We start from the raw sequence: 22,270 nt of genomic DNA, 5'->3' as shown, positions 1-22,270 counted from the left end.
GCCCGCCCCGGGGGCGCCGCCCCCCGGGGGCGCGCCCCCGCCCCCCCGCCGGCGCCGCCCCCCGACACCCCGAGACGGCTGCTCGACCTGACGAAGAGGAAGCCCGCACGCCCGGTGCTGCCGCTGCGGGAGGCGCCGCTGGGGTGAGCGCCCGCGGCGCGACCGGGCGGGACCCCGCACCCCGGCGATGGCGAACGGGCATCGGCGACCGGTGCTACCGCCGCTCGTGCCGCAGGCCCAGCACCTCCGTGGCGGCGAAGTCCCCGCGGGGCTCCGTGAAGTACGGCGTGAGTACGCCGTCCAGTTCCGCGTACGTGAACGCCTCGCCCTCCGTGTCGAACTTCGCCGCCACCTGCGGCCGGCGCAGCAGGGCGACCATGCCGCCGTGTACGACGAAGACCTGACCGGTGACCGTCGCCGCGGCCGGTCCGGCGAGATAGCCGACCAGGGGCGCCACGTGCTCGGGGGCGAGGGCGTCGAGCTTGCCGTCCGCCGGTTCCTGGAAGCCGGCGAAGACGTCCTCGGTCATCCGGGTGCGGGCCCGCGGGCAGATGGCGTTCGCCGTCACGCCGTACTTGCGCAGGGCCGCGGCGGTCGACGTCGTCAGGCCCACGATGCCGCCCTTGGCCGCCGCGTAGTTGGGCTGGCCCGCGGAGCCGGCGAGGAACGCCTCGGAGGAGGTGTTGACGATCCGGCCGTACCCGGGGGCGCCCGTGGACTTCGCCAGCTCCCGCCAGTGCGCGGCGGCGAACCGGGTGGTGTTGAAGTGGCCCTTGAGGTGCACGCGGATGACCGAGTCCCATTCGCTCTCCGTCATGGAGAAGACCATCCGGTCGCGCAGGATCCCGGCGTTGTTCACCAGGATGTCGAGGGAGCCGTACGCCCCGACGGCCAGCTCGACGAGCTCCTTCGCGGCGCCGAAGTCCGCGACGTCGCCGAGGTGGGCGACGGCCTGCCCGCCGGTCGCCCGGATCTCCTCCGCGACCTCCTCCGCGGGCCCCGCCGACGCCTGTCCGGAACCGTCGCGGCCGGGCTGCCCGTAGTCATTGACGACGACGGCGGCACCCAGCCGGCCGAGTTCCAGCGCCTCGGCCCGGCCCAGGCCGCGCCCGGCTCCGGTGACGATGGCGGTCTTGCCTTCCAGCGGTCGCATACGGTCATCGGCTCCTTGGGCCTCGGGGGTCTGGTGGCGGTCGGGGGCTCTCAGAACTCGATGCAGGCGCGCAGCGCCTCTCCTGACCGCATGCTGTCGAGGGCGTCGTTGACGGCCGCCAGCGGCATCCGATGGGTGATCATGCTCTCCAGGTCCAGCCGGCCGGACCGCCACAGATCGATGAACTTCTCGTACGAGCGCAGTACGTCCGTCCCGCCGTAGAGGGACGGCAGGATGCGCTTCTCGTCGAAGAACAGCTCGAACATGTTGAGCTGCAGGAAATCGTCCGTCGCTCCCGCGCCCACGATGCACACCGCTCCGCCGCGCCGGGTGTTGTCGTAGGCGGTGCGGGCGGTGGCCGATGTGCCGACGACTTCGAAGACGTAGTCGAAGCCCTCCCCGCCGGGGCTCAGCCGCTGCTTCGCCGCGGGCAGTTCGTCGGGCGCGACGGCTTCCGTCGCTCCGTAGCGGAGGGCGGCCTCGCGGCGGGAGGCGACCGGGTCGACGGCGACGATACGGGCGGCGCCGCACAGCCGCGCGCCCTGGATGGTGCTGATGCCGACGCCGCCGCAGCCGATGACGGCCACCGAGGAACCGGGCTCCACCTGGGCGGTGTTGATGGCGGCGCCGAGGCCGGTGGTGACGCCGCAGCCGATGAGGGCGGCGATGTCGTACGGGACGTCGTCGTCGATCTTCACGGCGGCCGCGCCGCCGAGGACGATCTCCTCGGCGAAGGTGCCGTTGCCCGCGAAGCCGAAGACCTCCATCCCCCCGCGCCGGAAGCCGGGCACACCCGCGGACGTGAACAGGGCCGTCAGGCACAGCTCCGACTGGCCGCGGCGGCACGACAGGCACGCGCCGCAGGGCGGGTTCCAGCAGATGAGCACCCGGTCACCGGGGCGTACGTGCGTCACCCCCTCCCCCACCTCGGCCACCTCGCCCGACGCCTCGTGCCCCGGCACGAAGGGGGCGGGCTGGGGCAGTACGCCGGCCATCGCGGAGAGGTCGGAGTGGCACAGGCCGGTGGCGCGTATCCGTACGCGCACCTTGCCGGGGCCGAAGCCGACCGCCTCCAGGTCGTCGACCACCTCGAGCTTGTCCTGACCGGTCTCCTGCAGAATCGCTGCCCGCATGGTTCGGCTCCTCGTGTGGCAGGTGTCCCGGCGCGCGCCCTCGCTGTACGGGGGCGCGGCCGGTGCGGTCACCCGGTTTCGACCGCCGTGTTCAGCTGTGTTCGACCACCGTGTTCAGCTGTGTTCGACCACCGTGTCCGCCAGCACCGGTGCGTCGTCCCGTTCGACGGCCGTGGCGGTCAGCTGCAGCCGGCCCTCGTCCAGCCGCCACATCCGGATCCGCAGCGTCTCGCCGGGGAAGACCACACCGGCGAAGCGTGTGCCGTACGCCCGGACCCGGGCGACGTCGCCGTCGAGTTCGGTGTCGACGGCGGCCTTCAGCGCCATGCCGTACGAGCACAGCCCGTGCAGGATCGGCCGGTCGAAGCCGGCGAGCTTCGCGAACTCCGGGTCCGCGTGCAGCGGGTTCCAGTCGCCGGAGAGCCGGTAGAGCAGCGCCTGGTCCTCGCGGATCACCCGCTCGACGACCCGGTCCGGCTCCCGCTCCGGCTGCGGCACGCGCTGCGAGGGGCCGCGTTCGCCGCCGAACCCGCCCTCGCCGCGGATGAAGATCTGCGAGTCGGAGGTCCACAGGGGTCCGTCGTCGTCCGCAGCCTCGGAGCGCAGCACCAGGATCGCGGCCTTGCCCTTGTCGTGGACGGCGGCGATACGGGTGGTGCGGGCGGCTTCGCCCCGGGTCGGGATGGGGCGGTGCAGCTCGATGCGCTGTCCGCCGTGCAGTACGGCGGCGAGGTCCACCTGGATGCCCGGTACGTCGAGCCCTCCGCCGTCGCCCGCGAGCCCGCCGCCGGCGACGGTGGCGAAGCTGGGCAGGACGTGCAGCCGGCTCTCCAGGGTGTAGCGCAGCTCCCCGGGGTCGGTGGCGGGGGTGCCGGCGCCGAGGCCGAGGTGGTAGAGCTGGACGTCCTTGTGGTTCCAGGAAAGCCGGCTGACCTTGGGCTCCGCGGCGGTGGCCCGGGCGGCGTCGATGGGCATCGGGTGCTCTCCTTCGCGCTGGAAGACCCCGGCGCGGCCGTCCGCACCGTCGGGCGCACCGGGGTCGCTCACGGGCGGCCGGGGCCCTGGCCGGGCCCCGTGAACAGGAACACGTTCTAGCCGCCGTTGGCTGTCATGTATAACGCAGCGCCATGCGCATGGGAAGACCTCTGACGGGGCGTCAGATCGGTGTGTCGGGGGGAATTCGGCGCCGGTGTGACGGGAGGCGGGGCAAGTTCCGGGGCCGCTGAGGCGCGAGGCGGGCAGACCCCGGCGCCGCTGAGGCGCGAGACGGGCCGGACTGGCATCGGCGGTGCGAGGCGCGGACTGGCCACCCATGACATTTGTCCCACCCAACCCCCCACATCCGCATCTGCCACGCCCCCCGCCCCCCTCCGTAGCGTCGGAGACATGACGAACACAGCCACCACCGCACCCGCGGTACACCTGGCCGGAGCCGCGAAGGACTACGGCCCCGTACGCGCCGTCGCCGGGATCGACCTGGCGATAGACCGCGGCGAATCCGTCGCCCTGCTGGGCCGCAACGGCGCCGGCAAGTCCACGACCATCGGCCTCATACTGGGCCTGCTCGAGCCCACCGGCGGCACGGTGAAGCTGTTCGGCGAGCCGCCCGCGTCCGCGGTCCGCGCGGGCCGCGTGGGCGCGATGCTCCAGGAGGGACGCCCGCTGACCCGCGTCACCGTGCGCGAGGTCGTGACCTTCGTCGGCCGCCGCTATCCGAAGCCGCTGCCCGTGGCCGAGGTGCTGGAGCTGGCCGGCCTGACGGACCTGGCCGACGAGCGCGTCGACAGGCTCTCCGGCGGCCAGGCCCAGCGGGTGCGCTTCGCGCTCGCCATGGCGGGGGAGCCTGAGCTGATCGTCCTGGACGAGCCGACGGCGGCGCTGGACGTCGACTCACGCCGCGCGTTCTGGCGCGCGATGCGCGCATACGCGGAGCGCGGCAACACGGTGCTGTTCTCCACCCACTATCTGGAGGAGGCCGACGAGAACGCCGACCGGATCGTGGTGATCGACCGCGGCCGCAAGGCCGCCGACGGCACCGCCGAGGACATCAAGCGCACGGTGGGCGGATCGCTCGTCGCCTTCGATCTGGCGGGCGCGCCCACCGAGAGCCTGAGCCGCCTGCCCGGCGTGTCCTCCCTGGAGATACGCGGCGACCGCGCCCTGCTCCGCAGCTCGGACTCGGACGCCACGGTGCTGGCCCTGGCCGGCCAGGGGCTCATCCGCAACCTCGAAGTGGCGCCCGCCAGCCTGGAGGACGCCTTCGTCACGCTGACCCATGAAGGGACGACGGTCTGATGCTGGACTATCTGCGGCTGGAGATACGCCGCACGCTGCGCGAGGGCCACTACGTCGCCTTCACCGTCGGCATGCCCGTCCTCCTCTACATCCTCTTCTCCAACGTCGGAGTGGACGGCGGCGACAAGGCAGACGTCCAGACGGGCCTGATGATCGGCATGGCGGCCTACGGCGGCATGGGCGCGGCCCTCAGCAACGGCTCGACGGTCGCGGAGGACCGGGCCCTGGGCTGGCTGCGCCAGCTCCGCATCACACCGCTCAGCACAGGCTCGACGATCGCCGGCCGGCTGGTGACGGGCCTGCTGGTGGTGCTGCCCGCGATCACCGGGGTGCTGCTGGCGGGCCGGCTGGTCAACGACGTGTCGCTGAGCGCGGGCCAGTGGGCGGCCGTCGCCGCCTTCCTCTGGCTGGGCACGGCGCCCTTCGCCCTGCTGGGTCTGGGCAACGGCTTCCGCTTCTCCGGCAACACCGCCAACGTCGCCAACCTCGCCTGCAACGTCCTGCTGGCCGTGGTGGGCGGCCTGTGGATACCCGAGTCCAACTTCCCCTCCTGGCTGGCGGACATCTCGCAGTGGACTCCGTCGCACGCCTACGGCGAGTTGTCGTGGACGGTGGCGGACGGCAGCATCCCGAGCGCGGGCGCGTTCCTGGCGGTGGCCGTCTGGACCCTGGCCTTCACGGCCTGGGCGAGGCGCGCCTACGCGGCGCAGCGGAGCGGGAAGACCCTGGCCTAGGGGGGTCTTCCGGATCCGTGCGCAGCCCCCACTGGGCGCCCGAAATCCACCGGAGCGGATGATGGCGGAGATGACGACGGTTCGAAACGGCAGGCGATGGGCGTGGGCCGCCCCGGAGCTGGGCCGGCTCCGGGAGGAGCCGCTGGACGAGCAGCTGGCCCGGATGACCCCGCCCACCTGGCGGTCGCTGATTCCGTGGCTGCTGATGCTGATCGCGCCCGGTTCGGATGTGGTGGGCGGGGATGTCACGCCCCGGTGGCTCGCCACGCTAGGGCTGGTCGCGTTCGCGGGGCTCTATGTGGCCACGGTCCGCTCCTCGCTGGGGCCCGGCGGGGACGAGCCGCCCGGCTGGTACGGGCCGCAGCCCCGGCGGCTGCTCGCCGCCCTGACGGTACTGACGTGTGCCCTCGCGGGGGCCTGGGGCGGGAACTGGCTGCTGCTGTTCGTGCTGGTCGCGCTGGCCGGGGGGACGATGCTGCGGGGGCGCCCGCTGCGGGTGTTCGTCTTCGCGCTGTGCATAAGCAGCGTGCTGCTGGCGATGGTGCACGGGGAGTCCATCGGGGCGGCGATGTCGTACTCCTACGGACCGCTGATCTCGGGGCTGGTCACGGCTGCGGTCACCTCGCTGTTCACCGTGGTGGAGCGGCTGCGGGAGACCCGGGAGGAGCTGGCCCGTTCGGCCGTGGAGCAGGAGAGGCTGCGCTTCTCCCGTGATCTGCACGACCTGCTGGGGCACACGCTGTCGGTGATCGTGGTCAAGTCGGAGGCCGTGCGCCGGCTCGCGCCGAGGGACGTCGACGCGGCGCTGGCGCAGGCCGCGGACATCGAGGCGGTGGGCCGGCAGGCGCTCACGGAGATACGCGAGGCCGTCGCCGGCTATCGGCAGGTGAGCCTCAGCGGCGAGTTGGACCGCGCGCGTTCCCTGCTCACCGCCTCCGGTGTCGAGCCGGTGGTGCGTCAGTCCGGGCCGCCGCTGCCGCCGCAGACGGAGGCGCTGCTCGGCTGGGTGGTCCGGGAGGGGGTGACCAACGTGGTACGGCACAGCGGCGCGACGCGCTGCGAGATCACGGTGCGGGGCGACGCCGAGCGCGTCCGGATGGAGGTGGTGGATGACGGGCACGGCCCCACGGGGACGGGGACATCCGGTTACGGCCTGAAGGGTCTGGCCGAGCGGATCGCCGCGGCGGGCGGCACGCTGGAGTACGGTCCGGCGGGACGGCACGGCTTCCGCCTGGTGGCGGAACTGCCCGCGGACGAGGAGGCCGGATGACGCAGACGCCCGGCGAGGGCGCGAAGATCAGGCTGCTGCTGGCCGAGGACCAGGGCATGATGCGCAGCGCCCTGGCCCTGCTGCTGGGACTTGAGGACGACATCGAGGTCGTGGCGCAGGTGCCGGACGGTTCGGCGATCGTGCCCACCGCGCTGGCGCTCCGGCCGGACGTGGCCGTCCTGGACATCGAACTGCCCGGTACGAGCGGCCTGGACGCGGCGGCCGAGCTGCGCCGGCGGGTGCCCGGCTGCCAGGTGCTGATCCTTACGACGTTCGGGCGGCCGGGCTATCTGCGCCGGGCGATGGAGGCGGGAGCGGCGGGTTTCCTGGTCAAGGACAACCCCGTGGAGGAGCTGGCGGCGGCCGTTCGACGGGTCCTCGCCGGTGAGCGGGTGATCGACCCGGAGCTGGCCGCGGCGGCGCTCAGCGCGGGCCCGAACCCGCTGACACCGCGGGAGCAGGACGTGCTGTCCGCTGCGGCGGACGGTGCGACCGTGGCGGACATCGCCGCGCGGGTTCATCTGTCCCAGGCGACGGTGCGGAACTATCTGTCCGCGGCGATCGGCAAGACGCAGACCCGCAACCGTATGGAGGCGATCCGCGCGGCCCGCCGCAACGGGTGGCTCTGACCCTGCGGCGAGGGCCCGCCCCGGGCCCCGCACCCGACGCTGCGCGCCTCAGTCCTCAAACGCCGGACGGGCTGGAGGGGTGCTGCGGTCACGCCGGAAGGGTCCGGCTCCCGCTGGCGCCTGCGGCGCGATTCGGCGCTGCGCGCCTCAGTCCTCAAACGCCGGACGGGCTGAGGGGGTGATCCGGTCACGCCGGAAACGTCCGGTAGCGCTGGCGCCTGCGGCGCGATTCGGCGCTGCGCGCCTCAGTCCTCAAACGCCGGACGGGCTGAGAGGGGTGCCCCACGCGCCGATGGGCCGGGCCTGCCCCGCCCCGTCATGCCCCCGGACCCCGGCCCTGCGCCCCGTCCGTCGGCTCCCCCGGCCGCGCGACGGTCCCCGCTTCCCGACCGCCGCCCCGGGGTCCCCCACCGCGCCGACCGCTGAACGGGCGACCCCCTCGGCCCAGTCACTTGGTCATATTTTCCGCTTGTTGTGAATTGTCGGTATGTACGCCAAGCACACCGCATCCCAGCCCCGTCTGCTCCTGACCGGCGCCGCCCTGATTCTCGCCGCCGCGGCCACCGCCTGCTCCGCGCCGCAGACCCCGCCGGCGAAGGACGCCGCGAAAGCCGCCGCCCAGCGGGCGGATACGCGGGCCGACAAGCCGGCCGCCCCCGTCAAGAAGGGCTTCACGCTGCTGGGCACCGGCGACATCCTCCCGCACGGCTCGATCATCGAGCAGGCCCAGGCGGACGCGGGCGGCGACGGCTACGAGTTCGGGCAGATGCTCTCCGGCGTCAAGAGCGTCGTCGAGCGGGCGGACATCGCCATCTGCCATATGGAGACGGTCTACGGCGGCCCCGACGGCCCCTACACCGGCTACCCCTCCTTCAAGTCCCCGCCGCAGGTCGCCCGGGGCGTCGCCGCCACCGGCTACGACTCCTGCTCCACGGCCTCCAACCACACCCTCGACGCCGGCACCGACGGCATCCGCTGGACCCTCGACGCGATGGACAAGGCGGGCCTGAAGCACACCGGCTCCGCCCGCACCGCCGCCGAGGGCCGCAAGCCCGCCGTGCTGCGCGCCGGGAACGCCACCGTCGCCCAGCTCGCGTACACCTACGGCACCAACGGCTACCCCATCCCCGAGGGCCGCCCCTGGGCGGTCAACCTCATCAGGCCGCAGCAGATCATCGCCGACGCCCGCAAGGCCCGCCGCGACGGCGCCGACGTGGTCGTGATCAGCCTGCACTGGGGCTCCGAGTGGGAGGAGGCCCCCGACGCCATGCAGCTGCGCGTGGCGAAGCAGCTCACCGCCTCGCGGACGAACGGCCGCCCCGACATCGACCTGATCCTCGGCACGCACGCCCACGTCCCGCAGCCGTACGAGAAGGTCAACGGCACCTGGGTGGTGTACGGCATGGGCGACCAGATCGCCGGCCGCATGATCAACCACGACAACGAGCACGACCCGCGCGGCAACTGGGGCACCATCGCCCGCTTCACCTTCGCCCCGCCCGCACGCCCCGGGCAGCGCTGGCCGGTGACGAAGGCGGAGTTCCTGCCGCAGCTGATGGACCACGAGGTCGCGGGCAGCCCGCGCGTGGTCAGTCTGGCGGCCGCCGCCGGGGACGGCCCGGCGCGTTACGCCGAACTCCGCGACCGTATCGCCGGGATCGCGCTCAGCCGCGGCGCCGCGAAGGACGGTCTGGTCATGGGGCGCTGACAGCGCTCACAGAGTCGGCAGCACCGGCACGCCGGTCGCGCGGCAGGACGAGCCACATCAGGACGAGCGTCCCCGCCAGCATCCACGCGCTGGTACGGAACGCGGTGGCGTACCCGTCCGTCAGCGCGGCCGGCGTCTCGTGCGCCCCGGTCGTCGCGGCGGCCACGGTGGCCAGCACGGCCAGCCCCACCGACCCGCCCATCATGCGCGAGGTGTTGCAGACCCCCGACACCACCCCGGCGTCGCCCGCCGGGACGCCGGAGGTGGCGGCGTTGACGAGCGGCGTGGTCAGCACCCCGGCGCCGAACATCATCAGCAGTCCGGGCCCGAGCAGATGGACGGCGTAACCGCCGTCCGGCGTCAGGGCGACGCTCTGCCAGACGTACCCCGCCAGCGACACCGCGCACCCGGCGAGCGCGGTGCGCCTCGTCCCGAGCACGGCCATCAGCCGCGGCCCGAGCTTCGACGCCACCACGATGACCAGCGACAGCGGCAGGAAGGCCAGCCCGGCCTCGACGGGCGTGTAGCCGAGCACGTTCTGCATCTGGAGGGTGAGGAAGTACCAGGAGCCGAACATCGCCGCTCCGACGGCGAACATCGCCGTGTTCGCCCCGGCGATCGCCCGGATGCGGAACAGCCCCAGCGGCACCAGCGGCGCCGCCGCCCGCGACTCGACGTACGCGAAGAGCGCCAGCAGTCCGAGCCCGCCGGACATCGGCGCCAGCGCCTGCCACGCGCCCCAGCCCGCGCGCTCCGTCTGCACGATGCCGTACGCGAGCGCCGCGAGCCCGCCCGTCACCAGCGCCGCGCCCGGTACGTCCAGCCGCCGCCGTACGCCGCGGCTCTCGGCCAGCCAGTGGAGGCCGGCGAGGAACACCAGCGCCCCGATGGGCACGTTGACGAGGAGCACCCACCGCCACGACAGCGCGTCGGTGAGCACGCCGCCGATCAGCCCGCCGGACGCGCCGCCGCCCGCGCCCACCGCGACCCAGGTGCCGATCGCCCGCGACCGGGCCGGCCCCTCGGGCACGGCGGAGGTCACCAGCGTGAGGGTCGAGGGCGACAGCACGGCCGCACCGAACCCCTGCGCCGCCCGCGCCACGACCAGCTGCCACGGCTCCTGCGCCAGCCCTCCGCCCAGGCTCGCGAGGGTGAAGACGGCGAGCCCGAACAGGAACACCCGTTTACGGCCGAACAGATCACCCGCCCGCCCGCCGAGCAGCTGCAGCCCGGCGAAGGTGATGCTGTACGCGTTGACCACCCACTGCAGCGCCGAGGCGGACATCCCGAGGTCGGCGCGGACGGGCGGCAGTGCGACGTTCATCACGGACACGTCGAGGATGATCAGGAACTGGCCGGCGCACGCGACGAACGCCACCGCCCACAGCGGAGGGGCGGTCCTGCCGCGCGATACGGCGGCCCGGTCCACGGCGGGCGTCGATTCGACCATGGCCGCCATCCAACCAACGCCCGCCCGTCCGGCGCATCGGGATATCGCAGCAGCCCGCTCCGGCTTTGGACGTAGGTCCGCGGGCCCCCTAGGGTGACCGGCATGTCCGTGACGCCACTCACCCCGAAGCCCGAGGTCCTCTCCGCTTTCGAGGCGGCGAAGGGCTTCATGCCCGCCGACGAGGGCCTGGCCCTGTACGAGGCCGCGACGCGGGCGGCCCGGCTGGGCCTGCCCCTGCTGGAGGTCGGCACGTACTGCGGCCGCTCCACGATCCTGCTCGCCGACGCGGCCCGCGCCGCCGGTGTGACGGCGGTCACCGTCGACCACCACCGGGGCAGCGAGGAGCAGCAGCCCGGCTGGGAGTACCACGACCCCGCGGTCGTCGATGCGGAGCTGGGCCTGATGGACACGCTCCCCTCCTTCCGCCGCACCCTGCACCGGGCGGGTCTGGAGGACCATGTGCTGGCCCTGGTGGGCCGTTCGCCGCAGGCCGCGAAGCTCTGGGGCGCGCCGCTGGGCCTGGTGTTCGTCGACGGCGGCCACACCGACGAGCACGCGACCGCCGACTACGAGGGCTGGGCCCCGCATCTGGCGGTGGACGGCCTGCTGGCCATCCACGACGTCTTCCCCGACCCGGCGGACGGCGGCCAGGCCCCGTACCGCGTGTACGTCCGCGCGCTGGAGTCCGGGGAGTACGACGAGGTCTCGGTCACGCGCTCGCTGCGCGTGCTGCGCCGCCGTAACCCGGCGGCGGTCTGACGGGCGGGACTACGATCGCACTCGTGTCGTCGCAGAAGAGCCGCACCCGCGCCTGGTACGTGCTGGCTCCTGCCCTGTCGGCGCTCCTCGCGGGCTGTCTGACGCAGGGCGCCGCCGACGAGCAGGACGCCTCGCCGACCGCGTCGCGCACCACGGCCCCGGCGAGGACGCCGAGCCCCAAGGCCACGACGGACGCGAAGAAGCCGCAGATCGACAAGAAGCCGCTGACCGGCATGGTCATCGTCCTCGACCCGGGACACAATCCCAACAACCGCCTGCACTCCGCCGAAATCAACCGCAAGGTGGACATCGGCACCACGACGAAGGAGTGCGACACCACCGGCACGGCCACCAACGACGGCTATCCGGAGGCGGCCTTCACCCTGGACGTCGCCCGCCGCGCCCGTACCCTGCTGCGCGCGCAGGGCGCCACGGTGAAGCTCACCCAGGACGGCGAGCGGGCCTGGGGCCCGTGCATCGACGAACGTGCGGCCATCGGCAACAAGGCCCACGCCGACGCGGTCGTCTCCATCCACGCCGACGGCGCGGGCGCGGGGCAGCGCGGCTTCCACGTGATCCTGCCCAAGGCGGTGGACGCGGGCGCCGCGGACACCCGGGCGATCGTCGCCCCGTCGCGGGAGCTGGGTCTCGCGGTGCGGAAGGCGTTCGCGAAGCGCACCGGCAGCGCGCTCTCCAACTACACGGGCGACGGCTCGGGTTTCACCGTACGGGGAGATCTGGGCGGTCTGAATCTGTCGACCGTGCCCAAAGTGTTCATCGAATGCGGCAATATGCGCGACGGTAGGGACGCCGCGCAACTGTCGGACCGTGACTGGCGGCAGCGGGCGGCGCACGGAATCGTAGACGGCATCACGGCCTATCTCGCGGGGTAGGGCCGGGGGGACATACGGGGGAGGGGTGACCGCGGTGACAGTCGAGGCCCGTACGATGGACCGCCTGCGCGGCGCGACGCGTGCGGGGATGGCATCCGGCACGCGATCAGCATCAACCACACGACCTGCAAAGGACATCTCGTGAACATCCGCTCACTAACTCGGGGCGACGGCGTAGTGATCGGAGGAGCGCTCCTGCTGCTCATCGCGTCGTTCCTGCCGTTCTTCAAGGCCGACGGGGAGTGCTCGGAGCACTGCTCCGTGAGCTCCTGGAGCCCGGCGCTCTTCCCCATCCTGCCCTCGGTCACCCTCGCCGGTGTCGCGGCGGCGGCGCTGTTCCTGACGGGGCGCACCGCGGCCGGCTCCCGCAAGGTGCTGGGCATCGAGCTGCCGCACTGGGGAACGGCGTTCGCCGTCCTCGCCACCTGGTCCGCGCTGTGGTCCATGGCCTCGCAGCTGTTCTGGGACCCCACCGACTCGGGCGCCAACGACCGCGTCGACCTGGGTGCCGGCGCCTATGTGATGCTGCTGGGCGCGCTGGTGCTGGGCGCGGGCGCCGTCCTCGGCAACACCGCCGCGGGCCTGAAGGCCCCGCTCATGTCCGCGCCGCGTCCGCAGCAGCCGCAGCCGTACGGCGGTCAGCCGCAGCCGGGTTACGGCTACCCGGGCCAGCAGCCGCCGCCCTACGGCGGTCAGCCGCAGCAGCCGTCGTACGGCCAGTCGCAGCCGCAGCCGCAGCCCCAGCCGGGGCCGGCCGCGCCGCTGCCGGGGCAGCAGGACCGGCCCGGTACGGGCGGCGGGGCGTTCGCCCCGTTCTGGTTCGCGGTGCCGCAGCAGCGGCCGCTGTACGCCGAGGACGGTTCGCCCTCGCGTATCGCCGACCTCGCGCCCGGCGTGTGGTACCTCGCGGTGGAGCAGCGGGGCAACGGGCTGATCGCCCAGACCCAGGACGGCCGTCGCGGTCTGCTGCAGGACACCAGCGGGATACAGCGCGGCTGAGGCACGTACCCTGCCTGCCCTCCACCCCCTAGGGGTGGAGGGCCGTCGCATTCCCAACGCACCCCGGATCTGATACACCGTCAGACATGTCACTCCGTCTGGGACTCGCCCTCGGCTACTGGACCCGCTCCCCCAACCCCCACCACCTCGACCTCGCCCGGCAGGCGGAGGACCTCGGTTACGACTCCGTGTGGACGTCCGAGGCCTGGGGCTCGGACGCGTTCACGACGCTCACCTGGATCGCCGCGCACACCCGGCGGATACGCCTCGGGACCGCGATCGCACAGATGGCGGCCCGTACCCCCACCGCCACCGCGATGCACGCGCTCACGCTCGACCACCTCTCCGGCGGGCGGATGATGCTGGGCCTGGGGCTGTCCGGGCCGCAGGTCGTCGAGGGCTGGTACGGGCGGCCGTTCCCGAAGAGCCCCCTCACCGCCACCCGCGAGTACGTGGACGTCATCCGCCAGGTGCTGCGCCGCGAGGCGCCCGTGGAGCTGGACGGCCGCTTCCACACCCACCCGTACCGGGGCGCGGACGGCACGGGCCTCGGCAAACCGCTCAAGCCGATCACACACCCCCTGCGCGCGGGGTTGCCCATCCTGCTGGGCGCCGAGGGGCCGAAGAACGTCGCGCAGACGACGCGTATCGCCGACGGCTGGCTGCCGCTGTACTGGTCGCCGTACCGCACGGACGTCTACGCCGCGGACCTCTCCGCCGCCCCGCCCGGCTTCGTGATCGCGCCGCTGGTCCGCGCCCAGGTCTGCGACGATCCGGCGGAGGGGCTGCTGCCGGTCAAGGCGATGCTCGGCTTCTACATCGGGGGCATGGGCCACGCGACGCGCAACTTCCACGCGGATCTGATGGCGCGGATGGGCTTCGAGCCCGCGGTGCGCGACATCCAGCGGCTCTTCGCCGAGGGGCGGCGGGAGGAGGCGGTACGGGCCGTCCCCGACGAGTTCGCGGACGAGATCTCCCTGGTCGGCCCGAAGGAACGGATCGCCGAACGGCTGGAGTTGTGGCGCGCGGGCCCGGTGACGGACCTCCTGGTCACGACACAGGACCCGCAGACGCTACGCGTCCTGGCGGAGGCGTAGCGCGCTGCCGGGGGATCCCCGGGCTTCGTTCCGGGGGCTTCGCCCCGGGCCCCTGGGAGAGGGGTGACTGTGTAAGCAGGCGCCCGGCTGCAGAGCCGGAATCGAGGCTGCGCCCCGAACTCCGCGGGAGTCACGGCGGTTGCGTCAGCGGGACTCCTGACGGCTGGGCCCCGGTTGCGCGACCGGGACGCCAGGGGCTGCGCCCCGGACCCCGCGGACGCGTGAGCGGGAAGCCCGGGGGCCTCGACCCCCGGACTCCGCGACCCCCGACATGTAAGCGGGACACCCGGGGGCCCAGGCCCCCGGAACCCGCGGGACAGCGTGGGTGCGCGCTCAGTCGTCGCCGCCGCCCCAGGACGCCCACGCCAGCCATGCGCCGAGCAGCGCCTGCTCGCCCAGGACCTCGACCTCGGGGGCGTCCGTCGGCAGGCGGCGGTAGAAGACGCGCAGGACGTCCGCCAGCGGGCCGCGCAGGGCGACGGTGGCCTTGGCGTGGGTGCGGGTCCAGGTGAAGCCGTCCTCGCCCACCTCGATCAGCCACTCGGCGCCGGGGGCGTCCGTGGCGTGCAGATGCAGGCTCGACCCGGCGTACTTCGAGCGCAGCGCGGTCCACGTGGGGTCGCGGTCGTCGGCCCCGAAGTGGCCGAGGATCTCCAGCCACTCGTCGACGGTGTCCGCAGCCACGTCCGGCGCAACCGTGTACGCGGCGGACGCCGCACCCGCCGCGTCGGCCCGGTGGACCACCGTCTCGTGCGTCATCCGGCGGGCCCAGAAACCGGACCGCTTCTCCGCCGCCCACGTCCACACCTCGGCCGACGGCCCGGCCTCGCGCAGCGCCGTCGCCAGCAGCTCCGCGCCCTCAGCGAGCCAGGCGTCGAGACCGTCCGCCGCCTCGGGCCCGTAGAAGCCGGGCACGTCCTCGTCGGGGATCTCGGTCTGCGAGCGCCGCTTCACGGTCTCCGCGGCCCACCGGTGCGCGCCACCGACGTGGACCGCCAGCTCCCGCAGGGTCCAGTCGGGGCAGGTGGGTACGCGTACGGACAGATCGGCTCCGTCGAGGGTCTCCCGCAGCAGCCTGGTCTGTTCGATGATCTCGGCGCAGCAGCGCTCGTGGTCCAGTTGTGGCATGTCCGCACCCTATGCGCCGGGCCATTGCCCTGACCAGGAGTTTTTATCCTCCGTTGAGCTGGCTGGTGGAGGGCACCCGGGGCTGTACGTCGACCCCGGCCTCCTTCCCGGCGTCGCGGAAGTTGTTGATGAGGTCCTCGACGCCGTTGATCCCGGAGTCGTCCACGGAACCGTTGCGGAGCCTCGTGCCCATGTTCCGCAGCGACTCGACGCCGGCGGTGATCGGCGCGAGCGCCTTGGTGAGCACGGGGTCGCCCTTGGCGTTCTTCTGCGCGGCCTTGAGCCGGTTGTACGCGAAGGCCCCCGCCGCGCCGGCCTTGACGAGGGTGAAGGTGCGGCCGTCGGCGCCCTTCTTGAACTTCCCCGCCCGGTACGGCTTGATGATCCACTGGTAGGTGGCCCCCGCCGCCAGCCCCACGTTCGCGGCGAACTTCGCCCGGTTGTACTTCTCCCGCTTCGCCGTCGCCGACGCGGAGACCGAAGCGGACGGGTCCGCGGCGAGCTCGGCCGAGGTGCCGGATCCCTCGCTGCGCCCCCCGCTGTCTCCGCAGGCGCCGACGCCCAGGACGAGGCCGCAGCTCAGCAGCAGGACGACGGACGCGCGGCGTATTCGGCCGGGTATGGAGCAGACGGACACGGCGTTCCTCCTGGTCGTAGGCGGATCTCCTCCCGCAGGATCGCCCGGCCCCCGGGGTCCCGCCACCGGGCGGCGGCCGTCCGCGTGACAGCCCGCGCCCGCCGCGCCACCTCGCTCGCCGCAACCGCGTTTGGCCAGCCGATTTCCGGTAACCCGCCCCATATGGCGATACGTTATGGAGGAAATCCCGCGTCGACGGCCATCGCCGTCATCGCCGACATCGCGGCGCTCATCATCGGCCTGTGGATCATGATGTACGTCCTGGACGCCAACCGGGCGAACGACTTCGTCGACTTCGTCCGGGACGCGGCGAACTGGCTGGCGGGCTGGTCCCGGGACATGTTCACCGTCAGCCCCGACTGGTGGCGCGTCCTGCTGAACTACGGCATCGCGGCCCTGGTCTACCTGTTCCTCGGACACGCCCTGGCACGCTCGGTGAGGCACCTGGGCTGACGCAAACGCAACCTAGCAGCAGTCCGGCTCCAGGCCCCGTGGGAGCCGTTCGCCGCCGAAGACCGCCGTGGTCGCCTCGTCCCCCCCGAGTGCGGCCACGGCCAGCAGCAGGGAGCCGGCGGTCCACGACGTCAGCTCCACGGGCCAGACGGCGTCGTCCTCGTAGACGTACCCGGTCCAGTACATCCCGCCGTGGTCGTCCGCGCGCAGATGGCGGATCCAGCGCAGGATCTCCACCGCGCGGTCCGACTCGCCCATCACCCACAGCGCCAGCGCCAGTTCGGCGCTCTCGCCGCCCGTCACCCAGGGCCGGTCGGAGACGCAGCGCACGCCGAGGCCGGGGACGACGAAGCGGTCCCAGTCCCCCTCGATGCGCGCCTTGGCGTCGGGGCCGGTGAGGGCGCCGCCGAGGACCGGGTAGTACCAGTCCATCGAGTAGCGGTCCTTGTCCAGGAAGCAGTCCGGGTGGCGGCGTACCGCGTGCCGCAGCTGGCCGACGGCCAGCTCCCAGTCGGGCTGCGTCTCGCCGACCACCTCGGCGGCGGCCAGCGCGCAGCGCAGCGCCTGGTGGACGGAGGAGGAGCCGGTGAGCAGCGCGTCGGTGACCGGTGTGCCGTCGTCCTCGCGCTTCCAGCCGATCTGCCCGCCGGGCTGCTGCAGGTCCAGCACGAAGCCCGTCGCGGCGCGCACCATCGGCCACATGCGCTCGACGAACGTCTCGTCGCCCGTGGACAGATAGTGGTGCCAGACGCCGACGGCCGGATAGGCGATGAAGTTCGTCTCGCGGCCCCGGTCGGTGGGCCGGTCCGCGTCGCCGTCGGCGTAGGCGGCGTACCAGGAGCCGTCGGGCAGCTGGTGGCGGCGCAGCCAGTCGTACGCCCGCTCGGCCCGCTCGTGCTCCCCGGCGGCGTCGAGGGCCATGGCGGCCTCGGTGTGGTCCCACGGGTCGAGGTGGTGGCCGCGGAACCACGGGATGGCCCCGTCCTCGCGCTGCACGGCGGCTATGCCCGCCACCGTGGCGGCGGCCTGGGCCGCGGTGAGGACGCCGGGCAGGACGAGCCGTTCGGTACGCCCCGGACTCGTCACGCGCGGGCCGCCTCTGCCTCGGCCAGTCGCGGCAGATGGGGCTTGGTGGCGTACGCGACGAAGCTCTTGCCGATGAGGGGGTTCAGGACGCGCTCGGCCGCCCGGGTGGCGACCGGCTTCTTCATGATGTCCCAGACCAGCAGCTTGTGGTACGCCCGCACCGGCAGCGCCTTGTCGTTGTCGACGCCGACCGCGCATTTGATCCACCAGTAAGGCGAGTGCAGTCCGTGCGCGTGGTGGGTGCCGTACGGCCTGAGGCCGGCCTCGCGCATCTTGCCCAGCAGTTCGTCGGCCTTGTAGATGCGGATATGGCCGCCCTCGACCTCGTGGTACGCGTCGGAGAGCGTCCAGCACACCTTCTCCGGCCCGTAGCGGGGCACGGTGACGGCGATCCGGCCGCCGGGCTTCAGCACCCGCACCATCTCGGCGAGTACGCCCTTGTCGTCGGGGATGTGCTCCATGACCTCGGAGATGATCACGACGTCGAAGCTGGCGTCGGGGAACGGCAGCGCGAGCGCGTCGCCCTCCATCGCGACCGCCGACGCGCCCTCGGGCGCCTCCCCGGCCTCCTTCATCGCGGCGAACCACCGGGCGACCTCGCGGATCTCCTCGCCGTTGCGGTCCAGGGCGACGACGCGGGCGCCGCGTCGGTAGCACTCGAAGGCGTGCCGCCCGGCGCCGCAGCCGAGATCCAGCACGCGGTCGCCGGGGGCGAGCGGGAAGCGGGTGAAGTCGACGGTCAGCACGGTGACTCCTGCGGAGGGCGAGGGCGGTGGCGGTGGCGGGTCACGGGGTGTCGGCCCGGGCGGCGGTGCGGGCGGCTCCCCCGCCGGGCGCGGCGGCGCGGGCCGCGGCGGCGTGTGGCGGCCGGGCCGTCGTACGGGGCGGGCCGGCCGCCGGCCGGGGCGTCCCGCCGCGGGCGGCCTCGATCGCCGCGCGGTACCGCTCCGCGGTGCCCTGCGCCGCGGCGGCCCAGGTGAAGCGCTCCAGCACCCGGGCCCGGCCGGCCGCGCCGAGCCGGCGGCGCAGCTCCGCGTCCTGCAGCAGCCGGCCGAGCGCCACGGCCAGGCTCCCCGCGTCGCCGGGCGGCACGGCCAGACAGGTCTCGCCGTCGGGCCCGGCGACCTCCGGGATGGCCCCGCCGGTGGTGGCGACCAGCGGGGTGGCGGTGGCCATGGCCTCGGCGGCGGGCAGCGAGAAACCCTCGTACAGCGACGGCACGCACGCCACCTCGGCGCCGCGTACGAGGTCGACCAGCTCGGCGTCGCTGATGCCCTTGACGAAGCGGATCGCCCCGCCCAGTCCGTACCGCTCGATCGCGGCGGCGACCGGCCCGTCGTCGGCGCGCTTGCCGACGACGACCAGATGCGCGTGCGGCTGCTCGGTGCGCACCTTGGCCAGCGCCTCGACGAGGTGCACCAGGCCCTTCAGCGGTACGTCGGCGCTGGACGTGGTGACGATGCGGCCCGGCACCTCGGGCACGGAGGGGTCGGGCGAGAAGAGCCCGACGTCCGCGCCGATGGGCACGACGTGGATGCGCTCGGGGCGGACGCCGAGGTCGGTGACGATCTCGTCCCTCGACGACCCGGAGACGGTGATCACGGACGGCAGCCTGCGGGCGACGCGCTTCTGCATCCGCGTGAAGCCGTACCAACGCCGCACGGAGGCGCGGCGCTTCCAGTCCTGCGCGGCGGCGAGCTCCAGCCGGCGGTCGACGGTGATCGGGTGGTGGACGGTGGTGACCAGCGGGGCGCCGATCGCGCGCGGGCCGCCGAGGAGGCCGTAACCGAGGGTCTGGTTGTCGTGGACGACGTCGAAGTCGCCGCGCCGGGCGGCGAGAAGCCGCCGCGCGCGCAGGCTGAAGGTCAGCGGCTCGGGGAACCCGCCGGTCCACATGGTGCCGACCTCCAGCGCGTCCACCCAGTCGCGGATCTCCTCGCGACTGGGCGTACGAAAGGGGTCGGGCTGGCGGTACAGGTCGAGGCTGGGCAGCTCGGTGAGGGTGACGCCGGGGGCCTCGTCCAGTACGGGGTAGGGCTGGGCGCCGATGACCTCGACCCGGTGGCCGAGCCGGCCGAGTTCGCGGGAGAGGTGGCGTACGTACACGCCCTGGCCACCGCAGAAGGGGTTGCCCTTGTAACTCAGCAGAGCGATACGCAGCGGCACCTCAGCGGTCACGCCTGGCCCCCTTCTCACTGCAGTTCTGCCGGAGCGTAACCGCTCACGCTAATCTAGAACAAGTTTCAGACAGGTCGATCGGAAGCACGAATCTACCGGCTGGTAGCCCCCTGCGACGGGCGCCACCGGGTGATTCACGCCACGACCTGACGGATGCCATCCTGTGAGACCCATGACAACGAGCCCGAGCAAGCCCAGGCCCTCCGCCGCGCCCCAGCCGGCCGGCGGCGCCCCGCTGACCGAGCGGCAGGAGGCCCGCCGCCGGCGCATCCTGCACGCCAGCGCGCAGCTGGCGGGCAGCGGCGGCTTCGACGCCGTGCAGATGCGCGAGGTCGCCGAGCAGGCGGGCGTCGCCCTGGGCACGCTGTACCGCTACTTCCCGTCCAAGGTGCATCTGCTGGTCGCCACCATGCAGGACCAGTTGCAGCTGCTGCACGAGACGCTGCGCAAACGCCCGCCGACGGAACCGACCGCGGGCGCCCGGGTCGCGGGCACCCTGATGCGGGCGTTCCGCGCCATGCAGCGCGAACCGCATCTGGCGGACGCCATGATGCGGGCGCTGACCTTCGCGGACCGCTCGGTCAGCCCGGAGGTCGACACCGTCTCGCGCCTCACGACGGCGATCATCCTGGACGCGATGGGCCTGCAGGGCCGCCCGACCCCGGCCCAGCTCTCGGCGGTCCGGGTCATCGAACACACCTGGCACTCGGCGCTGATCACCTGGCTGTCGGGACGGGCGTCGATCGCACAGGTACGGATAGACATCGAGACCGTGTGCGGCCTGCTCGACCGGGAGGCGGCCGAGCAGGCGTAGCGCCGTTCAATCGTCCGGCGGGAACACCGGCTCGGCCGAGCCGAGCAGGCGGATCGTGATCGCCTCCACCGGGCAGCCCTCCGCCGCGGCGAGCAGGCGGTCGTCCGGGTCGGACTCCGCCGCCAGCGCGTGCGACTGGCGTGCCGCGTCCTGGCGGAAGCCGTTCGGTGCCGTGCCCACGCAGAAGCCCGAGCCGATGCACACGCCCCGGTCCACCTCGATCCGCCAGCGGTCGCCCATGCCGCCTCACGCTCCCGCGGGGAGGTGGATCATCTTCAGCTCCGTGTACTCCGCGAAGCCCTCCGGGCCGAACTCGCGGCCGATCCCTGAGTCCTTGTAGCCGCCGAACGGCCCCAGCATGTCGAGGCTGAAGGTGTTCACCGAGTACGTGCCGGTCCGCACCCGGCGCGCGATGTCCGTGCCGCGGGCGGTGTCGGCCGTCCAGACGCTGCCGGAGAGGCCGTAGTCGGAGTCGTTGGCGATACGGACCGCGTCGGCCTCGTCCTCGTACGGCAGCAGGCAGATCACCGGGCCGAAGATCTCCTCGCGGGCGAGCCGCATCCCGTTGTCGACGTCGCCGAAGAGGGTCGGCTCGACGTACCAGCCGCGCGACTGCGAGGCCGGGACGCCGCCGCCGACCAGGAGCTTGGCGCCCTCCTGCTGGCCGAGCGCGATGTAGTCGAGGGACCGCTGCTGCTGCCGGCGCGCGACCAGCGGGCCGACCTTCGTCTCCGGGTCCATCGGATCCCCGACCTTCAGCGACGCGCACTTCGCGGCGAAGGCGTCGGCGATCTCGTCGTACCGGGAACGCGGGGCGAGGATCCGCGTCTGCGCCACGCACGCCTGGCCGTTGATCATCCAGGCGAACGGCGAGATGCCCTCGACGGCCGCCGCGAGATCGGCGTCGGGCAGGATGATCGCGGCGGACTTCCCGCCCAGTTCCAGCGTCACCCGGGTGAGGTTCCTCGCGGCGACCTCCATCACGCGCTTGCCGGCGGCCACCGAGCCCGTGAAGCCGATCTTGTCGATGCCGCGGTGCCCCACGAGGTACTCGCTGACCTCGCGGTCCGCGCAGAGGATCGACAGGACGCCGTCGGGCAGCCCCGCCTCGCGGCAGATCTCGCCGAGGATGTACGCGTCCAGCGGCGTCTCGGGCGACGTCTTGAGCACGACGGAGCAGCCCGCGAGCAGCGCGGGGGCGAGCTTGGCGGCGGCGGTGAACTGCGGGACGTTCCACGGCACCACGGCGGCGACGACGCCGACGGGCTCGCGGCGTACGAGGACCGGGCCGAGCACGCCGTCGCGGCGCTCCTCGAAGGTGAAGCCGCGGGCGACGGTGATCGCGGCGTCCCAGACCATCATCGTGGCGAGGGACTGCACCAGGACGCTGTCCGAGTACGGGGTGCCGTTCTCGCTCGTGATGACGCGGGCGAGCTCCTCGTGCCGCAGGGCGATGGCGTCCTTGATCCGGGTGACGACCTCGATCCGCTCGTCCAGTGTGCGGGCGGCCCAGACGCCGGACTCGAAGGAGGTACGGGCGGCCTCCACGGCCCGGTCCACGTCGGCGCGCGAGGCGTGCGGGACGCGGCCGATGACCTCCTCGGTGTGCGGGGAGACCACCTCGATGGTGTCGGTGCCGGCGGGGTCGGTCAGCCGGCCGCCTATGTAGAGCTGTCCGTGCTCGACGAGATCGCTCATCGCGATGCCTCCCGGGGGTTGCTGCCGCCACGGCCGCCATATCTGACGGTCTTTCAGTTTGCGTTGATACCAGTTCCGGGACCAGGAGTCCACAGCGTGCGGACCGGACCGCGGGCCTCCGGCGGTGCGCCCGCCATCAGACGGAATCCGGGGGCT

At 73.2% G+C, this 22,270-nt stretch carries 22 protein-coding genes; 11 read left to right on the top strand and 11 right to left on the bottom strand.

All coding sequences use genetic code 11. From position 1 onward, the window contains the following. Window positions 1-214 precede the first annotated feature (214 nt). From AB0M28_RS27010 to AB0M28_RS27000, 3 genes are all read right to left on the bottom strand, one after another. Window positions 215-1,153, bottom strand: coding sequence for a 3-oxoacyl-ACP reductase (locus AB0M28_RS27010; protein WP_365410211.1), 939 nt, complete (start codon window positions 1,151-1,153; stop codon window positions 215-217). 50 nt (window positions 1,154-1,203) lie between these two features. Beyond that, window positions 1,204-2,286, bottom strand: coding sequence for a Zn-dependent alcohol dehydrogenase (locus tag AB0M28_RS27005; protein WP_365410209.1), 1,083 nt, complete (start codon window positions 2,284-2,286; stop codon window positions 1,204-1,206). Window positions 2,287-2,400: 114 nt separating this feature from the next. Further along, window positions 2,401-3,261, bottom strand: coding sequence for a MaoC/PaaZ C-terminal domain-containing protein (locus AB0M28_RS27000; protein ID WP_365410207.1), 861 nt, complete (start codon window positions 3,259-3,261; stop codon window positions 2,401-2,403). Between the two features lie 411 nt (window positions 3,262-3,672). Between AB0M28_RS27000 and AB0M28_RS26995 the strand changes: the two genes are divergently transcribed. The 5 genes from AB0M28_RS26995 (at window position 3,673) to AB0M28_RS26975 (ending at window position 8,922) form a co-directional block, all read left to right on the top strand. Next, window positions 3,673-4,581: an ABC transporter ATP-binding protein gene (locus AB0M28_RS26995; protein ID WP_365410204.1), complete on the top strand. Its 909-nt coding sequence runs from the start codon at window positions 3,673-3,675 to the stop codon at window positions 4,579-4,581. Beyond that, a complete protein-coding gene (locus tag AB0M28_RS26990; RefSeq protein WP_365410201.1) occupies window positions 4,581-5,315 on the top strand; it encodes an ABC transporter permease in 735 nt (244 codons plus the stop codon). The genes AB0M28_RS26995 and AB0M28_RS26990 overlap by 1 nt, the downstream gene beginning before the upstream one ends. A 70-nt stretch (window positions 5,316-5,385) precedes the next feature. Then, window positions 5,386-6,585: a sensor histidine kinase gene (locus AB0M28_RS26985; protein WP_365410198.1), complete on the top strand. Its 1,200-nt coding sequence runs from the start codon at window positions 5,386-5,388 to the stop codon at window positions 6,583-6,585. Further along, window positions 6,582-7,214, top strand: a complete 633-nt coding sequence (locus tag AB0M28_RS26980; protein WP_365410195.1) for a response regulator transcription factor — start codon at window positions 6,582-6,584, stop codon at window positions 7,212-7,214. The genes AB0M28_RS26985 and AB0M28_RS26980 overlap by 4 nt, the downstream gene beginning before the upstream one ends. Window positions 7,215-7,701: 487 nt before the next feature. Beyond that, window positions 7,702-8,922 carry a CapA family protein gene (locus tag AB0M28_RS26975; protein ID WP_365410192.1) on the top strand — a complete coding sequence of 407 codons (1,221 nt, stop codon included), beginning with the start codon at window positions 7,702-7,704 and terminating at the stop codon, window positions 8,920-8,922. Here the strand turns inward: AB0M28_RS26975 and AB0M28_RS26970 are convergent. Beyond that, entirely contained in the window at window positions 8,909-10,372 is a 1,464-nt protein-coding gene (locus AB0M28_RS26970; RefSeq protein WP_365410189.1) for an MFS transporter, read from the bottom strand. The genes AB0M28_RS26975 and AB0M28_RS26970 overlap by 14 nt on opposite strands. Window positions 10,373-10,474: 102 nt before the next feature. On the opposite strand from AB0M28_RS26970, the gene AB0M28_RS26965 reads away from it, so the two are divergent. The 4 genes from AB0M28_RS26965 to AB0M28_RS26950 all read left to right on the top strand — a co-directional run bounded on the left by AB0M28_RS26965 (window position 10,475) and on the right by AB0M28_RS26950 (window position 14,120). Continuing rightward, window positions 10,475-11,131 carry a class I SAM-dependent methyltransferase gene (locus AB0M28_RS26965; RefSeq protein WP_365410187.1) on the top strand — a complete coding sequence of 219 codons (657 nt, stop codon included), beginning with the start codon at window positions 10,475-10,477 and terminating at the stop codon, window positions 11,129-11,131. A 23-nt stretch (window positions 11,132-11,154) separates the two neighbouring features. Beyond that, the gene (locus tag AB0M28_RS26960; protein WP_365410184.1) at window positions 11,155-12,024 is read left to right on the top strand and encodes an N-acetylmuramoyl-L-alanine amidase; all 870 of its coding nucleotides are present in this window, start codon (window positions 11,155-11,157) and stop codon (window positions 12,022-12,024) included. A gap of 177 nt (window positions 12,025-12,201) precedes the next feature. Beyond that, window positions 12,202-13,023 carry a hypothetical protein gene (locus AB0M28_RS26955; RefSeq protein ID WP_365410181.1) on the top strand — a complete coding sequence of 274 codons (822 nt, stop codon included), beginning with the start codon at window positions 12,202-12,204 and terminating at the stop codon, window positions 13,021-13,023. 86 nt (window positions 13,024-13,109) lie between these two features. Further along, window positions 13,110-14,120: an LLM class F420-dependent oxidoreductase gene (locus tag AB0M28_RS26950; RefSeq protein ID WP_365410178.1), complete on the top strand. Its 1,011-nt coding sequence runs from the start codon at window positions 13,110-13,112 to the stop codon at window positions 14,118-14,120. A gap of 333 nt (window positions 14,121-14,453) precedes the next feature. Here the strand turns inward: AB0M28_RS26950 and AB0M28_RS26945 are convergent, their stop codons facing one another. Together AB0M28_RS26945 and AB0M28_RS26940 are read right to left on the bottom strand one after the other, a co-directional pair. Continuing rightward, entirely contained in the window at window positions 14,454-15,248 is a 795-nt protein-coding gene (locus AB0M28_RS26945) for a maleylpyruvate isomerase family mycothiol-dependent enzyme (protein WP_365410175.1), read from the bottom strand. Between the two features lie 43 nt (window positions 15,249-15,291). Then, window positions 15,292-15,885, bottom strand: coding sequence for a hypothetical protein (locus AB0M28_RS26940; protein ID WP_365410172.1), 594 nt, complete (start codon window positions 15,883-15,885; stop codon window positions 15,292-15,294). 162 nt (window positions 15,886-16,047) lie between these two features. On the opposite strand from AB0M28_RS26940, the gene AB0M28_RS26935 reads away from it, so the two are divergent. Next, window positions 16,048-16,338 carry a hypothetical protein gene (locus AB0M28_RS26935; protein ID WP_365410169.1) on the top strand — a complete coding sequence of 97 codons (291 nt, stop codon included), beginning with the start codon at window positions 16,048-16,050 and terminating at the stop codon, window positions 16,336-16,338. 12 nt (window positions 16,339-16,350) lie between these two features. On the opposite strand, the gene AB0M28_RS26930 is transcribed toward AB0M28_RS26935, so the two are convergent. From AB0M28_RS26930 to AB0M28_RS26920, 3 genes are read right to left on the bottom strand one after another with little or no spacing between them, the layout of a single operon-like run. After that, entirely contained in the window at window positions 16,351-17,424 is a 1,074-nt protein-coding gene (locus AB0M28_RS26930; protein ID WP_365410166.1) for a prenyltransferase, read from the bottom strand. Beyond that, on the bottom strand, window positions 17,421-18,170 hold the full coding sequence (locus tag AB0M28_RS26925) for a class I SAM-dependent methyltransferase (RefSeq protein ID WP_365410163.1): 750 nt from the start codon (window positions 18,168-18,170) through the stop codon (window positions 17,421-17,423). The genes AB0M28_RS26930 and AB0M28_RS26925 overlap by 4 nt, the downstream gene beginning before the upstream one ends. 40 nt (window positions 18,171-18,210) lie before the next feature. Continuing rightward, window positions 18,211-19,602: a glycosyltransferase family 4 protein gene (locus AB0M28_RS26920; RefSeq protein ID WP_365410160.1), complete on the bottom strand. Its 1,392-nt coding sequence runs from the start codon at window positions 19,600-19,602 to the stop codon at window positions 18,211-18,213. A gap of 172 nt (window positions 19,603-19,774) precedes the next feature. Between AB0M28_RS26920 and AB0M28_RS26915 the strand changes: the two genes are divergently transcribed. After that, window positions 19,775-20,416, top strand: a complete 642-nt coding sequence (locus AB0M28_RS26915) for a TetR family transcriptional regulator (protein WP_365410158.1) — start codon at window positions 19,775-19,777, stop codon at window positions 20,414-20,416. A gap of 6 nt (window positions 20,417-20,422) precedes the next feature. Here the strand turns inward: AB0M28_RS26915 and AB0M28_RS26910 are convergent, their stop codons facing one another. Further along, window positions 20,423-20,656: a ferredoxin gene (locus AB0M28_RS26910; protein WP_365410155.1), complete on the bottom strand. Its 234-nt coding sequence runs from the start codon at window positions 20,654-20,656 to the stop codon at window positions 20,423-20,425. 6 nt (window positions 20,657-20,662) lie between these two features. Continuing rightward, entirely contained in the window at window positions 20,663-22,114 is a 1,452-nt protein-coding gene (locus AB0M28_RS26905; protein WP_365410152.1) for an aldehyde dehydrogenase, read from the bottom strand. Window positions 22,115-22,270 lie beyond the last annotated feature (156 nt).

This window comes from Streptomyces sp. NPDC051940, from assembly GCF_040680895.1.
Taxonomy (GTDB): Bacteria; Actinomycetota; Actinomycetes; order Streptomycetales; family Streptomycetaceae; genus Streptomyces.
Note: the sequence above shows the minus strand (reverse complement) of the source record. Positions and strands in the feature narration are given on the sequence as shown.

Coding starts and splice junctions, on each gene's coding strand:
- AB0M28_RS26965 (WP_365410187.1), top strand. CDS start 10,475: ATGTCCGTGACGCCACTCACCCCGAAGCCCGAGGTCCTCTCCGCTTTC.
- AB0M28_RS26935 (WP_365410169.1), top strand. CDS start 16,048: ATGGCGATACGTTATGGAGGAAATCCCGCGTCGACGGCCATCGCCGTC.
- AB0M28_RS26995 (WP_365410204.1), top strand. CDS start 3,673: ATGACGAACACAGCCACCACCGCACCCGCGGTACACCTGGCCGGAGCC.
- AB0M28_RS26915 (WP_365410158.1), top strand. CDS start 19,775: ATGACAACGAGCCCGAGCAAGCCCAGGCCCTCCGCCGCGCCCCAGCCG.
- AB0M28_RS26945 (WP_365410175.1), bottom strand. CDS start 15,248: ATGCCACAACTGGACCACGAGCGCTGCTGCGCCGAGATCATCGAACAG.
- AB0M28_RS26905 (WP_365410152.1), bottom strand. CDS start 22,114: ATGAGCGATCTCGTCGAGCACGGACAGCTCTACATAGGCGGCCGGCTG.
- AB0M28_RS26980 (WP_365410195.1), top strand. CDS start 6,582: ATGACGCAGACGCCCGGCGAGGGCGCGAAGATCAGGCTGCTGCTGGCC.
- AB0M28_RS26970 (WP_365410189.1), bottom strand. CDS start 10,372: ATGGTCGAATCGACGCCCGCCGTGGACCGGGCCGCCGTATCGCGCGGC.
- AB0M28_RS26910 (WP_365410155.1), bottom strand. CDS start 20,656: ATGGGCGACCGCTGGCGGATCGAGGTGGACCGGGGCGTGTGCATCGGC.
- AB0M28_RS26950 (WP_365410178.1), top strand. CDS start 13,110: ATGTCACTCCGTCTGGGACTCGCCCTCGGCTACTGGACCCGCTCCCCC.
- AB0M28_RS27000 (WP_365410207.1), bottom strand. CDS start 3,261: ATGCCCATCGACGCCGCCCGGGCCACCGCCGCGGAGCCCAAGGTCAGC.
- AB0M28_RS26990 (WP_365410201.1), top strand. CDS start 4,581: ATGCTGGACTATCTGCGGCTGGAGATACGCCGCACGCTGCGCGAGGGC.
- AB0M28_RS27005 (WP_365410209.1), bottom strand. CDS start 2,286: ATGCGGGCAGCGATTCTGCAGGAGACCGGTCAGGACAAGCTCGAGGTG.
- AB0M28_RS26975 (WP_365410192.1), top strand. CDS start 7,702: ATGTACGCCAAGCACACCGCATCCCAGCCCCGTCTGCTCCTGACCGGC.
- AB0M28_RS27010 (WP_365410211.1), bottom strand. CDS start 1,153: ATGCGACCGCTGGAAGGCAAGACCGCCATCGTCACCGGAGCCGGGCGC.
- AB0M28_RS26985 (WP_365410198.1), top strand. CDS start 5,386: ATGACGACGGTTCGAAACGGCAGGCGATGGGCGTGGGCCGCCCCGGAG.